This is a genomic window from Planktothrix sp. PLAVEN19ND (assembly GCF_057220675.1).
Window position 1 is genome coordinate 4,319,048 of record NZ_CM170132.1, and the last position, 16,079, is coordinate 4,335,126.

Consider the following 16,079-nt stretch of genomic DNA (forward strand, 5'->3'; position numbering starts at 1 on the left):
TGTGACTTATAGTGTAACATAGTAATTTGATGCGATCGCAACTTATCAAACAATGAATCAATCTCCTATTATTCCAACCCCTAATGATTTGATAGAACCACTCATAAAAGCTCTAAAAACTTTAGGTGGTTCTGGAACTGTTCAGGAAATTTATGATAAAGTCTGCGAACTTGGGAATTTTTCAGATGTTCAACAAAATATACTACATAAACAAGGGCCGAATACAGAAATTGCTTATCGTTTAGCTTGGGCTAGAACTAACTTAAGAATTTATGGCGCATTAGAAAATGTACGTCGAGGGGTCTGGTCTTTAACCGAAAAAGGACGTAACCTCGAAGCAATTGATATTACAGAAATTAATAAAGTTGTTCAGAAATCAACACAACAGAAATCTCAATTAATTTCAGGAAATAAAAATGATCAAGAAATAAAAATTACTCCCTCTAATATTGATTTTACGAATAATACGTCAGAGCATGAGTTTATAAAAATTAACGATCAAATTCCTATTGACTCGGATATTTGGACAGAAAAACTATTAAAAATTTTACAACAAATTCCTCCCGATATTTTTGAACGCTTATGTCAACGAATTTTAAGAGAATCGGGCTTTATTAAAGTTGAAGTAACCGGAAGAAAAGGAGATGGAGGAATTGATGGAATTGGAGTCTTAAAAATTGCCCTTTTGAGTTTTCAAGTATTCTTTCAATGTAAACGTTATACGGGTTCCGTTGGCCCTTCTGAAATTCGAGATTTTCGAGGTGCTATGGTAGGAAGAAGCGATAAAGGTTTATTTCTAACCACAGGAACTTTTACCAGTTCAGCCAAACAAGAAGCAACCCGTGACGGCGCGCCCGTATTGGATTTAATTGATGGGGAACAACTTTGTCAAATTCTCAAAGATTTGAATTTAGGAGTCGAAACAAAAATGATTGAAGTGGTTGAAATTGATCAAAATTGGTTTAATCATTTATAATTGCTATATTATAATTAAATACTAACTCAACCCCAAAACACTTTACCTATTCTCGATTATGCTTGTATTTTTTATTCATGGTGTCGCCACAAGGGATGCTTGCTACTCATCAAATTTACAACAACTTATCAAAACAGAATTTAGTCACCGGGAAGAAAAGAATCCTCATTTTTATGCTAGTTTTTGGGGTTCTGCCTTAACAGATATAGGGAAAATATGGAATGGTATTGATGAAGATTTAGCAGCCGTTAAAAAGAAATATCCTAAAATTGCTAGTGAAGATATTTTTCGATATCGAACCTTTAGAGAAGGCTTTTTTTCTCAATTTCTGGGGGATTTCTTTACCTATATGAATCCTGATAAGGGTCGAGAAATTCGCAAAACAATCGCTCAACAACTCTATAATTTTATTAAGGAAAACCCCAATGATTCTGAAATTCATATTGTTGCCCATTCGTTAGGAACTGTGATTCTATGGGATATTTTATTTTCAGATCGATTTTCAGCGAAAGATCCCGCTTTATCTATTCGAGCTATGATTCGAGAATTACAAAATCAGACAGATGTGAAACTTAAACATCAGGTTAATTTGAAGAGTATCACGCTCATGGGTTCGCCCATTTTATTGATTAACATGATGTTAGATGTGCGTCCCGAAAAAGTCCATCAATTTGCTCATTCCTATTCTTCTGAACAGCCTTTAAGATGGCTCAATTTAATTCATGCTTCGGACTTAATTGCTTATCCTTTAAAAGCGAGTTTACATCTGGCTGAAAATAGTTGTCTGAAATTTACAGATGAGTATTTATTAGAGGATGTTAACTTGGCTGAAAAAACAGCTAGAAGTTTAGGTCAAACTGACTTAGCAATGGTTTTAGGTTCTAGTGATGCCCATAGTAGTTATTGGAATTGTCGTGAAACTGCTCGATTAATTACTAATAATATTTTAAATCAACAAAAAGCGATTTTTCCCAATTTATTAAAAACCGTAATTTACCATTTATCTCAAGTTAAGGGGATGACCCCTATACCTCAAGTGATGGGAATTCAACGCAATTATCATAACTATAATATTTCAAAGGGAGATCTTTATTTGAAATTTCCTGATAAAAGTGGGAAAATTTATTTATTTGTTAATGCTATTAACGTGCATCATGTTTATGTATTAGATAGTGATGATGAACTTCAATTCGGGGGCTATGTGGGTTGGATGGATCAGGACGGGTTAATGAAAAAACTAGAGTTAATAAAGGCTTTGATGATTAACCGTTAATTTATCTAATTTTAATGGATAAAATGATGATCAGAACTCATGTCTATCAGATCATCTGTAGTGCCAGCGTCCTCGCTGGCTAACTACAGGCTACACCAACGCACTACACTTAATATCAAGTGGCAGTAATTCTCACCCCTTCAAATAATGCCACCGCACTGAAAATAAGGAATAGAAAACCTCCAATAGCTGTAATAGTCCGTTCTGAAATTTTTCCCTCAATTAATTTCCCTCCTAATACCGCAATAGCCGCACAAATTGTATGTCCAACAATTCCCCCCATAATCACCCCTACAGGGTTATAAAATGTAGCTAATGCAATCGTCGCAATTTGAGTGCGATCGCCCCATTCTGCCACAAAAGTTAACACAAAAGCTTCTAATAAAACCCCCCATTTACTTTTTCGTTTCGGAAACTGATTTTCGGCTTTTTCTACTACTTCTAAGGCTTCTTCTTGTTCATCACTAATCCCCGCACCTTTCGGCATTTTACTGGCATCATATAATAACTTAAACCCAAATAAGGCGAACAAAATAATCTCGGCATAATGAATATAAATCTGAGGTAAGAAAGCAAATATCCGCCCCACACAAACCGAAAGAACTGTCATTGTTGCCAATGCAGCTACTACCCCGATAAAAACCAATTTCCTATCATTTTTTAATGATAAAATAACCGCAATAAAAAATGTTTTATCCCCAAGTTCAGAAATAGTAATCAGTAAGAGTGCAGCCGTAAAAGCAGTGAGCATAATTTTAATATCAAGAAATAGAATAGATGAAAGCGCAAGATTGGGCTTTCATTCTAATTAGTTTATCAGAAAATCCCTGAATATTTAAGTATTTTTATAGATTTAAAATTCTGATTTTATTCATAAATGAATCACAATATTTTCATAATCAATTCATTTTTATTTAGCCCATAAAATTTTCATAAAAATCTTTTAAAAATTCAATCCTTAAATCCTTTATCCCTAGAGTTGGCTAAAACCAGCACAAATCCATCCTTTCCTTGACAGGACTTACGCACAAGACCAAAGAAACCGGGTTTCTGGCCCTAATTTTGCTGATGAAATCGAGATTTCTCTTTCAGAAACCCGGTTTCTGCGTAAGTCCTACTTGACAAAATTTATCCAACCGGATATTCCCCTTAGTCTTGACACTCCCACCCCTACGCTACGCTAAGGGGTGGGATTCTCGCATCTAGCCCAGTCAAATAGAGACAGTTGAATGTACTCTTGTTTGACTGTATTCACCGAGTTCAGGGGTGTGCCAAACACCCCATAATTTAAACCGGATGAATCCATTACAGAAGCATCTCTCTGTAGGTTTAAATCACATGAAAAACTATCCCATTGAGATAGATTTCGTGCTGCATTCAAATCAGAATTATGGTAGTGACCATTAGGGCAATTAAAATCGTGTCGATTTCTTTTACCAATAACACCACAGGTTGAACAAGATTTAGATGTGTATGGTGCAGGTCTTTTAATTAATTTCAATCCTTTCAGAGCTAACTTATAATTAAGTTTTTGCTCCAAAGAATAATAAGACCAATTATGTCGAGATTGACCAGAATCAGAACGAGATTTTTTGCTCTGCTTCATGGTTTTACGACAACCTTCCAAATCCTCAATCACAACATCAGCGTTATGAAATTCAGCAAAACGAACAATTCGGCGACTAATAGTATGGTTAATTGCATCCATCCATCGTCGCTCTTTTTTGTTCCATTTCTTTAAAGCTCGAAACTTTTTAGCTTCTTGAAGTTGTTGTCTTCTTTGTTGAAAATAACGTCTCCGATGCTTGACACTGTGACCTTTAAAGAACTTGCCAAAACCCTGTTTAGGTGCAACTACCGCTAAGTTATTTTGCCCTCGGTCACATCCCAATCTTTTCTCTGTCTTAACTTCTGGAACATCCTCAGTGATTGACAGATAGACATACCACTTATTTCTATGTTTAATTAACTTAAAAGATCCTCCTTGAATTGTTTCCTCTAATAATCCATCTAAAATGGTTTGCCAGTGAGCGGATGCAACTTCAATGGGGATTCTTTTTTCACCCTTGAGAGTGGGGAAGCTAATTGAATAAGTATTTCCTTTCTGGGTTAACTTCCAGTTTTGGTTGTTAACTTCTACCGGAAGAACTTTATATTGTTTAGTTTTACGACCCGTAGGGGATGTGGTATGTCGGATTACTTGGTTAACCAGGGCAGATTTTAACTCGGACATGATTTTAGCTGTTGTCATTTTACGCCGTTCTTTGATTGGCAATGACAACAACTTATTAGCAATCCGTGTGTTTTCTACCGTCATTTGCTCAAACATTTGAGCTTTACAACGGTTGAGATCCACGAATTTTAATTTGATAGTCCGAGTTATCTTAGTCATGACTCTCATTAACCTTCACTCCGCCTAAAGGCGGGTATTCTACATCCCACGCTTAAAAGACGTGGGCTTTGAATACGGTTATTGTAAGATCAGAAGATGGATCTTAAACATTGATTTAATATTCAATGGCAACTTGACTTGATCCCTGGCAAATTTGTATAACCCTTATCGTTAATCCCTATGTCATTTCCCCGTTCTAGCGGTATCCTACTACATCCCACATCCTTACCAAGTCCCTTTGGCGTTGGAGATATTGGCCCGGTCGCCTATCAATTCGTTAACTTTTTAAAACAAAGTGCCCAAAAACTTTGGCAAGTCTTACCCCTTGGCCCGACTGGATTTGGTAATTCTCCTTATTTATCCTATTCTGCTTTTGCGGGAAATCCCTTATTAATTAGTTTAGAACTCTTAAAAGAGGATGAATTATTAACCGATGAAGACTTAGCAAATCCGCCGGATTTCCCCAAACATATTGTTAATTTTGACGCGGTTAAAGCCTTTAAAGAAAAACTGTTTCATCAAGCTTGTGTTACCTTTAAAGCCAATGCCACAAAGGAACAGGAAGAAGAATTTAATCAATTTTGTTCTCGCAGTAACTATTGGTTAGATGATTACGCCATTTTCATGTCACTGAAAGAGGCATTTAATGGAGAAAGTTGGAATCAATGGGAAGCAGGAATTGCCCTGCGAAAACAGGAATATTTACATAAATGGGGAGAAAAGTTAGCTAAACCCATTTATTATCATAAATTCCTCCAATTTCAATTTTTCAAACAATGGTCAAAACTCAAACAGTATGCCAATGAACAAGGCATCCAAATTTTTGGAGATTTAGCAATTTACGTTGCCCATGATAGTGCCGATGTCTGGTCACATCCTGAAATCTTTTGTTTAGATGAAGAAACCGGAGAAGCAGCATTAATGGCTGGAGTTCCACCGGATTATTTTAGCCAAACAGGTCAATTGTGGGGAAATCCAGTTTATAATTGGGAACGTTTACAACAGGACGGATTCTATTGGTGGCTACAACGAATTGAATCTTTATTAAGCTATTTAGATTTAGTTAGAATTGATCATTTTCGCGGTTTAGAATCCTTTTGGGCTGTTCCTCAAGGGGAAACAACAGCTATGAATGGTCAATGGGTAGACGCACCGGGAAATGCCTTTTTTAGCTTATTAAATGAGAAATTAGGCGAATTACCGATTATCGCCGAAGATTTGGGAATTATCACCCCAGAAGTGGAAGAATTGCGGGATAAATATGGTTTACCCGGCATGAAAATCCTACATTTTGCCTTTGATTCCGGTTCAGGCAATCCCTATTTACCCTATAATTACGGTTCAGCTAATTGGGTAGTTTATACCGGAACCCATGATAACGATACAACGGTGGGTTGGTTTAACCGTCGGAGCTTACAAGAACAAGCCCGAGTCACCCGTTATTTAGGCTGTACCTCCGGTTATGGAATTCATTGGGATTTAATTCGGTTAGCGATGTCCTGTGTGGCGAATCAAGCGATTTTCCCCCTCCAGGATATTTTGGGTTTAGGGAGTGAAGCTAAAATGAATATGCCCGGGGAAGCCGAGGGAAACTGGGCTTGGCGTTTTCAACCAGGAGTATTAACCGAAGAAATCGGAGAACGCCTCAAATTCCTGACTGAAACCTACGGCCGTTAAATCAGTTATCAGTTATCAGTGAAAGAAGCAAGTTTATTCGTAGGGGTTTGGTCTCCAAACCCTCTTTGCGCCTGGGTTTGGAGACCAAACCCCCACAGGTTTAGATCACAAATCCTACAAGGATTGCTATAGTTTAGATAAATCTTCGGCTTTGAAGACTACTTCTTCCACCCGACCGGGTTCACCAAGACGTTTGGCCTCTCCGTTATTAACAGTTACTAGAACCCCTCCAGCATTTCCCGCGACGACAACTACATTATCTTTCGCTTTCCATCGACGTTCTGTTCCTCCTTGTAACGTCCCTTCAAATTCCGTTTTCCCATCGACCTCAATCAAAACCCAGGAGGTATCTTTAACCACAATGCCTACCTCTACAGCTTTATTCGTTGTTGACTGGTTAGGGGGCTTGGTTTCTGGCACTTTTTCCGTTGTTGTGACCTGGGTTGTTGTTGCTTTTGGAGTCGTCGCTGGAGTAGCAGAAACTAATTGACTCGGGGGTTGAGTTTTCGGTGGAACGACGGCCTGACGGAGTTGGGGATTAGTTTCTGGTGGGTTGGGTGTGGCAATGGGTTCACCCGATACACCCGCAAAATTAGCTGTTTTATTCAGATAAGAAACCCCATTAATCGCACAAATAATTAATAGAATATAAGTTAAGTAAAGATGGGTAGGTCTTAATTGGGGAAGGGTCAACAAATTAAGTTTTGATTTCATCCCCACTTGTTGAGGTTCGGGGAGGAAAAAGTTAGCTAGTTCTACTCCATTTAAACCCAAAGCATCGGCATAGGTACGGATTAACCCTTGGGTATAAACGGGTTCTGGTAGTTGTTCTGTCCTAGCTTCTTCCAAAGATTGTAATAAATGGGAACGGATTCGAGTGTAAGCCGCTACCATATCCAAAGAGAGGGAATGACCCAGACGAGTTTCCCTGAGTTGTTCTCCAATTTCTACTAATCGCTGAATCAGTTCAGCATCATAAGAATTAAGGGTTGGGCTAGGATTTTTAGCCATTTTAAACGGTAAGACAAATAAATCAGTTTTCATAATCATTTACTCCTTGATATCTACAGGGTGAACGGGCACACTAACCAATGGGGATGAAATGGGATTTCGTAAAAACTCAATTTCCCAGGCACTCAGAGAACGATACTCACCTTCTAGCAATAGGGACTGTCCAGGAGGTTGGAGTTGAATTGAGCCAATGGCAGTTCGGTGTAATTTAATCACTGGATAACCCAACTGTTCGGCAACTCGGCGAATTTGCCGATTTCTCCCCTCATATAAAATCACTTCTAACAAGGTCTGGTGATCTGGATTTTGTTGGATACACCGAACTTGAGCAGGTAGTGTTTTTCTCCCTGCTAATAGGACACCCTGACGCCAAGCCTGTAATATTGAATCCGATGGATTTCCAGCAACCCAGACTTGATAAGTTTTAGGAATGAAATGACGAGGATGAGTTAAACGAAAGGTTAATTCTCCATCGTTGGTAAGTAATAATGCCCCTGTAGAATCCACATCCAATCGTCCCACCGGATGAATCCCTTGACCCACACGCATTTGGCGCGGAAGTAGATCCAAAACGACAGGTCGTCCGTTGGGGTCTAAACAAGTCGATACAACTCCTATCGGTTTATTGAGTAATAAGTAGACTGGCGCAGGTCGGTAGGAAGGTTTAATTGGCTTCCCATCAACCTCAATTTGATCGCAATTCGGATCGGCTTTTTGTCCCAACTGGGCTAAATTGCCATTCACCCGTACCCGTCCCGCTTGAATCATTTCTTCAGCGCGACGCCGGGAGGCAATGCCCCATTGAGCCATAATTTTTTGTAGCCTTTCGTCCATGCTGATCGGTGACTGTCGTTGACTACGGGTGGATGGGTTAAAACCACGGTTGGGTTTTGTCATAAGTCGGGAGACTATGTACAAATATTACAACAATCCGCAATTAATCCTACTATCAATCTGAGTTCGGTGTGAAATAATGTGGAAGTGATTCTGGAGTGGCTATGGCATTTATTCAGACCGGGGGTAAACCCTTAATTGGAAGTCTATTATCAACGGCAGTTGGGCTTTGGTTGCGATCGCAAGTTGACAAAATTGATCACCTGCACCTCAATATCGAAGGAAGTAATCGTGCTTTACTCTCCGGGGATATTCCAGGGGTGTCTGTCGCAGCGGAGAATGCCATCTATCAGGGTTTACATCTGACTCAAGTCCAATTACAAGGGTCAAATATTCGGTTTAATCTGGGTCAAATTTTAAAAGGTCAACCTTTGCACCTGTTAGACGCTTTTTTTGTGACAGGAAATCTACACTTGAATCAATCGGATCTAAATCAATCTTTACAGGCTCCGATGTTAGTCCAGGCATTAAACGAGTTTGTTTTGTCCCTGTTGATCGCTCTTACCCAACCCCCATCCCAGTCTTTCTATAATCCCCGACGGTCGGAAAATGATTCTTGGGTGCAATCGGTTCAACGGATTCAAGACCCCCAAATCACCCTAGAAACCGATCATCTAATTTTAAACTCCCAACTGCTTTTTGACTCAGGCGAACTATTATCTTTTCAATTAAAAACCGGATTAGAAATTGCTAATTTCCGTGAACTGATGTTGGTTCAGCCCCAAGTCCAAATTTATGACATTAATACCGAACTACACCTAGATAATTATATCATTGATTTGGGTTCTGATATCAAAATTCAAAACTTAATTTTATCCCATGAATTACTTGAAATTCAAGCCACACTCAAAGTCAATCCCTAATCAGTTATCAGTTATCAGTTATCAGTTATCAGTCCATTCCCCATTCCCCATTCTTTAAGGCTGCAATGTGGAAACCAACGGCCAAGTCTTAATAATAAAAATAATAACCGCAACAATTCCTAATACCAATTCGATCACATTACCTAAAATTGAACCGATAAAAACACCAATACTAGCCTTAAAAGCAGGCTTAATTCGTTCCGTTAATTTAACCTCCCGTTGATAGAAAAATTCTCCAATAAAAGCCCCCAAAATCGGCCCAATTAAAACCCCTAATAACGGCCCTCCAAAGGGTAAAGCGGGTAAAAGTCCAAATAATCCCACAACCAATCCAATAATTGCACCAAACTGCGCCCATTTACTCGCCCCAAACTGTTGTAATCCCAAAATTGTCGCTAAATAGACAATCACCATACTCACAATTAAAATCGAAATTACCACAATCATCGGTGCTACAATTCCCGTGAATTTTGTGGCAATTCCCCAAACTAAAATAGCTCCTAAAATTAAACTGGTTCCAGGTAATAAAGGAACAACAATTCCAATAATCCCGACCATCATACAAGCAATCACAATCCAATACAAAACCCAATAGTTCATAAATTCAAACCCCAAGCGAGTAATTAATATGCACAACTATACTTAAGATTAACCGATGCGATCGCATAGTGGGACTTAAACAAAAATACTGATATAGCAAGAGGCAATAGGGAATGGGCAATGGGCAATAGGTAAATACTTACTATAAGTAGCTTTTAGCTTTCAAGAATGTCCTAATAGATGTGGCAACTGCTATATAGCCAGCCTAAATCATTAGACTGGCTATATTTAGGATGGCTATAGTTATCTTTCTGATCTTACCCACCCTACAAATGTAGGGTTTATAGCAATCCCAGGGGCAAAGATTCACTCAATGCCATCACCATGTCATTCGTAACCGGTAAACTATCTACAACCATTGCCAAACACAATAGCATTAAATAAAAAATGGAATATTTAAACAGCGATCGCGCTACATCTCTTTCTGAGGGAGATTGTAATAATTGCCAAGCTTTCTGTAGGAAAATCCCCCCTAAGATTAAAGCGATCGCGGCATAAACAAAACCACTGGTATGCAAAGGATAAACTAACAATAGGGTTGAGGGAACCATAATTAAGCTATAAATCCAAATTTGTTTGGCTGTAACTTCATCCCCTTCAATTACAGGTAACATCGGAAACCCCAACTTCCTGATATTCATCTCGGATCATCATGGCTAAAGCCCAAAAATGAGGCGGTGTCCAGAGGAAAATGATTGCAAATAATAGCCACGCTGCCCAACTTAAATCCCCGGTGACAGCCGCCCATCCGACTAAAGGAGGAATCGCTCCAGCGGCGCCCCCAATCACGATATTTTGAACACTATGACGTTTTAACCAATGGGTATAGATCAGGACATAAAAAACAATTCCTGATAGGGCGAGACAGGCCGTTAATAAGTTAGCAAAAACCGTCAGCAAGGTAAAAGAAGTAATAGCCAGAGCGATCGCAAAAATTAGGGCATCAAGGGGTTTAACTCGACCCGAAGGAATCGGCCGCCAACGAGTCCGTTCCATAATGTAATCAATATCTCGGTCATACAAACAGTTAATTGTATTGGCAGAACCCGACGCTAAAGCCCCCCCGGTTAATGTTACTAATAACAATAGGGGATCAACTTCTCCTTTTGAAGCTAACCACATTCCGGCGGAGGTAGTAATTAATAACAACAGAATAATTCTAGGCTTGGTCAGTTGATAATAACTTTGAAGCACTTGCAAAATATTCTCGTGGTGTCGGGAGACCTGGGTTTGAATCACTTCTTGCATGAATTATGACCTAAATTGTTCACTAAAAACTAAAAACTGATGACTCGTGGAGGGTAGAGACGTACCATGGATAGAGTAGAGACGTACCATGGTACGTCTCTACACTGATAACTGACGATCCCGGAGGGCGAGAATACTAAAACAAACTAAAGTTCCCAGAAGTGTAGCACCCATCGCTTGATGAGCAACAGTCAGGGGTTCCACCTGTAACCGCATTTTATAGGTAGCGACCCCCAAAACAATTTGAGCCACTAAACAAATTCCGGCGATATTTCCCAAAGTTCTCAGTTTAGGATGTAAGGCAGAAGTTCGCCAAACCCCGACAATCAGGGTTAGGGTGGCCAGGGTGGGGGGAACCACTCCGAAAATATGACTATTCATCACCGTACAGAGTTGGGAGGTTCCCAAACATTGATGTAAAGCCCATTGAGAACCCACTAAGGCTCCTAAAATACTTTGTAAATAGACTAAAATTGCTGCGGTAAGACTGATCCAGGGTAGCTTTCCCACGGTTCGGGTGCCTTGATAGGGCAGGAGCAAACAACCGATAATCAGCAGAGTGGAGAAAAATAGTAAAGCGGTTCCTAGATGGGCGGTCACAATATCAAACCGCAGGAGTTGGGTCACCGTCAGCCCTCCTAAAACCCCTTGAAACAGAATTAAAGCCAGGGCAAATAGGGCAGCCCAAGGTAACCATTTAGGTAAGTGCTGTCGATCCCACCAGGATAATCCCACCAGAGCGATCGCACCCAGTCCAATTACGGCCGCATCCAAACGGTGAAACCATTCTAAAAAGACTTGTAGATTCATTTGGGCGGTGGGCACTAACTTCCCGTAACACAAGGGCCAGTCAGGACAGGCTAATCCAGCATTCATCACTCGGGTTGCACTGCCAACGGCCATCAAGAGTAAGGTAGCAATACTCAGTTTCCAGACCAGACGGCGGATTCGATCCTGGGCCTTAGAGCCGTTCTGTTGGGTCTGGGGGGTTGATAAACTGGCATCATGAAGGACAGTATGGGTCATGGGTTCTAGCGATTTAACTTGACTAATGCTAATTGAAACATGATGGTTAATTCTACCTATCTCAGTCGAAAATGTGGTATGCAGATGAACAGACTTAAGATCAGTTTTCCGATTTGGGGCGGTTTGTTAGGGGTTGACCGTTGATCCGACAGCCCAATTCTAAAGAAAATCTATGAATATTACTCAATCTCATTCTGTGAGTTTTGTGATCTGTTTTACCGTAGAGGCGGGACTTTCGATCGACAATCAACCCTAATGTTCAGGTTTCTCAACCAGCCATTAAAATTACCTGTATGTATATAGCAGTATCTTCCCATCCGATATCGGTGTTGGGGATGGTCAATAAGGAGGAATCAACGTGAAAATTCCGAGTTCAATTTTGACCCTACTGGTGGGGATCGGGATTACTCTCGTATCTCTCTGGTATGGTCAAAACCACAATTTATTACCTGTGGCTGCCACCGAACAGGCGGCGGAAGTCGATGGTCTATTTGATATCATGATGACCATTAGCTTCGGCCTAGTGCTGCTGGTAGAAGGAGTGCTGGTGGTCGCGGCGATTAAGTTTCGTCGTCGCCCCGATGACAACACCGACGCGGCTCCGATTCACGGGAATATTCCCCTAGAAATCGTCTGGACAGCAATTCCGGCGGTGATCGTGTTGGGAATTGGTATTTATAGTTTTGAAATCTATAACAATATGGGGGGACTTGATCCGATGGCCTCGGGTCAACATTCCATGCACGCCCACGGCAACATGAAGGGATCGGCGATCGCAGCCCCCCTAATCGACGGTCAAAACCCCCCAGAACTCACCCAAATTGCCTTGGGAATTGGGGCCTCTCCCAGCCAAGAAGGGAAAGCCGCGGCCGTGAATGTGGATGTTACCGGATTACAGTTTGCCTGGATTTTTAATTACAAAGAAACAGGGATTAACGCCGGGGAACTTCATGTCCCCGTGGGTCAAGAAGTGCAGTTAAATATGAGCGCCCAAGATGTGATCCATGCCTTCTGGATTCCCCAATTGCGGTTAAAGCAAGATACCATCCCCGGTCGGATCACAGAACTCCGGTTTACCCCCAACAAACTGGGAACCTATCCGATTGTCTGCGCCGAATTGTGTGGTAGTTATCATGGGGCGATGCGATCGCAAATGATTGTCGATACCCCGGAGGATTATCAAGCCTGGGTGGCAGAAAATCTGGTGGCGAGTAAGCCTGACCTGCAAAAAGCCATCGCTATTAATCCCACAGAACTTAGCGAGGGCGAATTCTTAGCCCCGTATGCCAACGAAATGGGGATCAATTCTGATGTGATTACCCAAATTGATCATCACTCTTGAGACAGCAGAGCAAAGTGCAATTAAGCAGTACAGCAATCAGGAGTAGGAGTCAGCAGCCAGAAACTAATTCTGCCTCCCCTGCTCCCCCTGCTCCCCTGCCTCCCCTGCCTCCCCTGCCCCCCCTGCCTCCCCTGCCTCCCCTGCCTCCCCTGCCCCCCTGCTCCCTATTCCCTATTCCCTCAGAAACCTATGGCACAAGCACAACTTGATCTCCCAACCCATGTTCCCCAACCTCATCATGAGGAGGAACGGCGTTGGCAAGATTTTTTTGGTTTTAGTACGGATCACAAAGTCATCGGGATTCAATATCTCGTTACGGCATTTTTCTTTTATTTAGTCGGTGGCGCCTTGGCTACGGCCGTTCGGACGGAACTGGCTACCCCCGATCCCGATTTTGTCACCCCGGAAGTCTACAACAGCCTATTTACGGTTCATGGCACGGTGATGATCTTCCTGTGGATTGTTCCGGCAGGTGGCGGATTGGCTAACTATTTGATTCCCTTAATGGTGGGGGCCAAGGATATGGCCTTTCCCCGTTTGAATACCGTGGGTTTTTGGTTAATTCCTCCGGGGGGAATTTTACTGTTAGCCAGTTTCTTGGTGGAAGCCCCCCAAGCGGGTTGGACGTCTTACCCACCGTTAAGTCTATTATCGGGCCAGGTGGGAGAGGAAGTTTGGATTCTCAGTGTTTTATTGTTGGGAACTTCTTCGATTTTGGGGGCGTTAAATTTCTCCGTCACCATTTTTAAAATGCGGATTCCCACCATGGGATTAAACGATATGCCCCTGTTTTGTTGGGCCATGATCGCTACGTCCGCTTTGGTGCTGTTATCGACTCCGGTTTTAGCCGCAGCTTTAATTCTCCTCTCCTTTGATTTAATTGCCGGAACCAGTTTCTTTAACCCCACCGGGGGCGGTGATCCGGTGGTTTATCAGCACTTATTCTGGTTTTATTCCCATCCAGCGGTGTACATCATGGTCTTGCCCTTTTTTGGGGTAATTTCCGATGTGCTGCCGGTTCATGCCCGTAAACCGATTTTTGGTTATCAAGCGATCGCCTATTCCAGTTTAGCCATTAGTTTTTTAGGCCTAATTGTCTGGGCGCACCATATGTTCACCAGTGGAACCCCAGGTTGGTTACGGATGTTCTTTATGATCACCACGATGATCATTGCCGTACCCACGGGTATTAAGGTCTTTGGCTGGTTAGCCACGATTTGGGGCGGAAAACTGCGCCTGAATAGCGCCATGCTCTTTGCCATGGGGTTTCTGGCTACCTTTGTCATGGGCGGTGTCACCGGAATTATGGTGGCGTCGGTTCCCTTTGATATTCACGTTCACGATACCTATTTTGTCGTGGCGCACTTCCACTATGTTCTGTTTGGTGGGGCGGTGTTTGGGGTGTTTGCAGCCATTTATCATTGGTTCCCGAAAATGACGGGACGGATGATGAATGAACCCTGGGGAATCGTTCACTTTGTTCTCACCTTTGTGGGGACGAACTTAACCTTTATGCCCATGCACGCTTTAGGGTTACAGGGAATGCCCCGCCGGGTGGCCATGTATGACCCCCAATTCACCACGCTGAATCAGGTCTGTACCCTGGGTAGTTATATCCTGGCCGTTTCTACCTTCCCCTTCCTGATTAATGCGGCTTGGAGTTGGTTCAAAGGGCCCAAAGCCCCCGATAATCCCTGGGAAGCCCTAACCCTAGAATGGATGACGTCTTCTCCCCCTCCGATTGAAAATTTCCTAGTCACCCCCGTGCTCAAAACTGGGCCCTATGACTACGGTAGTCGCAAAACCTTGGCGATTCGTCAACGGTTAAAACAAATGACTGGAGATCGTCCCAAAGAAGTTGGAGTTCCCCTATCTCAAGCGAAATCTTCCACTTTATTTACAGACTCCGGTGCAACTACGGTGTTAGAAGGGGAAAAGGATATCGATAATCACAGTTAGGGTTGGGGTTAACCTCTCCCATGAATTAGGAATTGTGAATTACAAATTAATTCGTAATTCCTAATTATTTCTCTGTAAACTTCACTGAGTTAATTCATGCAAGGTTCAGCCATTAACGACTCTCAAACCGTTGTGGGATATGCACAAGAGGCCACTGCCTCAACCCATGAACACGCAGAACATCCCGATTTGCGAATGTTGGGGGTGGTGGTTTTTCTGGTGGCCGAGAGTATGATCTTTTTGGGTTTATTCTCTGCCTATTTAATTTATCGGGCTATGTCCCCGGTTTGGCCGCCCGAAGGAACAGAACGGGAATTACTACTTCCGGCCATTAACACGGTGGTTCTGATTTCTAGTAGTTTTGTCATGAACCAGGGGGCAATTGCTATTAAGAAAAATGACCCTGCGGGGTTGCGAAATTGGTTTATTGCCACGGTCATTATGGGGTTAACCTTTTTGGCCGGTCAAGCCTATGAATATAGTCAGTTAGGGTTTGGATTAACCAGCAATTTATACGCCAGTTGCTTCTATGTTTTAACCGGGTTTCACGGGTTACACGTTACCTTTGGAGTCGTATTAATTTTAGCGGTTCTCTGGCGTGGGCGCAAGGCTGACCATTACAGCAAAGAATCCCATTTTGGCCCCGAAGCTGCCGAATTATATTGGCACTTTGTTGATGTGGTTTGGATTATTCTGTTCATTTTGTTGTATTTGTTGTAAATAGCAATCAGTTGTAGGGGCGGGTTCTTTTAAATCTTTGTTATACCGTGTATCTCGATGAACCCGCCCTTACTTTTAAATCTTTGTTATACCGTGCA

Annotated in this window: 13 protein-coding genes and 1 pseudogene; 7 read left to right on the plus strand and 7 right to left on the minus strand. The window is 41.9% G+C overall.

The window, feature by feature from the left end; all coding sequences use genetic code 11:
* Nucleotides 1–52 precede the first annotated feature (52 nt).
* Together AC2D3N_RS18380 and AC2D3N_RS18385 are read left to right on the plus strand one after the other, a co-directional pair.
* The gene (locus AC2D3N_RS18380) at nt 53–976 is read left to right on the plus strand and encodes a restriction endonuclease (protein WP_484691747.1); all 924 of its coding nucleotides are present in this window, start codon (nt 53–55) and stop codon (nt 974–976) included.
* A 58-nt stretch (nt 977–1,034) separates the two neighbouring features.
* Complete coding sequence (locus AC2D3N_RS18385; RefSeq protein WP_484691748.1) at nt 1,035–2,249, plus strand: hypothetical protein; 1,215 nt, start codon at nt 1,035–1,037, stop codon at nt 2,247–2,249.
* A gap of 115 nt (nt 2,250–2,364) precedes the next feature.
* Here the strand turns inward: AC2D3N_RS18385 and AC2D3N_RS18390 are convergent, their stop codons facing one another.
* The gene (locus tag AC2D3N_RS18390; RefSeq protein WP_079680887.1) at nt 2,365–3,000 is read right to left on the minus strand and encodes a TMEM165/GDT1 family protein; all 636 of its coding nucleotides are present in this window, start codon (nt 2,998–3,000) and stop codon (nt 2,365–2,367) included.
* Nucleotides 3,001–3,429: 429 nt separating this feature from the next.
* Nucleotides 3,430–4,641 carry an RNA-guided endonuclease TnpB family protein gene (locus AC2D3N_RS18395; protein WP_079681063.1) on the minus strand — a complete coding sequence of 404 codons (1,212 nt, stop codon included), beginning with the start codon at nt 4,639–4,641 and terminating at the stop codon, nt 3,430–3,432.
* A 180-nt stretch (nt 4,642–4,821) separates the two neighbouring features.
* On the opposite strand from AC2D3N_RS18395, the gene malQ reads away from it, so the two are divergent.
* Nucleotides 4,822–6,318: a 4-alpha-glucanotransferase gene (gene malQ / locus AC2D3N_RS18400; RefSeq protein WP_484691749.1), complete on the plus strand. Its 1,497-nt coding sequence runs from the start codon at nt 4,822–4,824 to the stop codon at nt 6,316–6,318.
* A gap of 126 nt (nt 6,319–6,444) precedes the next feature.
* Here malQ and AC2D3N_RS18405 read toward each other — a convergent pair whose 3' ends face one another.
* Complete coding sequence (locus AC2D3N_RS18405) at nt 6,445–7,362, minus strand: helix-turn-helix domain-containing protein (protein ID WP_079681062.1); 918 nt, start codon at nt 7,360–7,362, stop codon at nt 6,445–6,447.
* Nucleotides 7,363–7,368: 6 nt separating this feature from the next.
* Nucleotides 7,369–8,163 (minus strand): pseudouridine synthase, encoded by a 795-nt coding sequence (locus AC2D3N_RS18410; RefSeq protein ID WP_079681061.1) that lies wholly within the window; start codon nt 8,161–8,163, stop codon nt 7,369–7,371.
* A gap of 164 nt (nt 8,164–8,327) precedes the next feature.
* Between AC2D3N_RS18410 and AC2D3N_RS18415 the strand changes: the two genes are divergently transcribed.
* The gene (locus tag AC2D3N_RS18415) at nt 8,328–9,086 is read left to right on the plus strand and encodes an LmeA family phospholipid-binding protein (protein ID WP_484691750.1); all 759 of its coding nucleotides are present in this window, start codon (nt 8,328–8,330) and stop codon (nt 9,084–9,086) included.
* Between the two features lie 54 nt (nt 9,087–9,140).
* On the opposite strand, the gene AC2D3N_RS18420 is transcribed toward AC2D3N_RS18415, so the two are convergent.
* The 3 genes and pseudogenes from AC2D3N_RS18420 to AC2D3N_RS18430 form a co-directional block, all read right to left on the minus strand.
* Entirely contained in the window at nt 9,141–9,686 is a 546-nt protein-coding gene (locus tag AC2D3N_RS18420) for a DUF456 domain-containing protein (protein WP_079680884.1), read from the minus strand.
* Between the two features lie 281 nt (nt 9,687–9,967).
* Nucleotides 9,968–10,934, minus strand: a pseudogene (locus AC2D3N_RS18425) (heme o synthase).
* 99 nt (nt 10,935–11,033) lie between these two features.
* A complete protein-coding gene (locus tag AC2D3N_RS18430) occupies nt 11,034–11,960 on the minus strand; it encodes a COX15/CtaA family protein (protein WP_079680882.1) in 927 nt (308 codons plus the stop codon).
* A 358-nt stretch (nt 11,961–12,318) separates the two neighbouring features.
* Here AC2D3N_RS18430 and AC2D3N_RS18435 point away from each other — a divergent pair, with 358 nt between their 5' ends.
* The 3 genes from AC2D3N_RS18435 to AC2D3N_RS18445 all read left to right on the plus strand — a co-directional run bounded on the left by AC2D3N_RS18435 (nt 12,319) and on the right by AC2D3N_RS18445 (nt 15,981).
* Nucleotides 12,319–13,302, plus strand: a complete 984-nt coding sequence (locus tag AC2D3N_RS18435; protein WP_484691751.1) for a cytochrome c oxidase subunit II — start codon at nt 12,319–12,321, stop codon at nt 13,300–13,302.
* A gap of 189 nt (nt 13,303–13,491) precedes the next feature.
* Nucleotides 13,492–15,261 carry a cytochrome c oxidase subunit I gene (gene ctaD, locus AC2D3N_RS18440; RefSeq protein ID WP_484691752.1) on the plus strand — a complete coding sequence of 590 codons (1,770 nt, stop codon included), beginning with the start codon at nt 13,492–13,494 and terminating at the stop codon, nt 15,259–15,261.
* Between the two features lie 96 nt (nt 15,262–15,357).
* Nucleotides 15,358–15,981: a cytochrome c oxidase subunit 3 gene (locus AC2D3N_RS18445; protein ID WP_484691753.1), complete on the plus strand. Its 624-nt coding sequence runs from the start codon at nt 15,358–15,360 to the stop codon at nt 15,979–15,981.
* Nucleotides 15,982–16,079 lie beyond the last annotated feature (98 nt).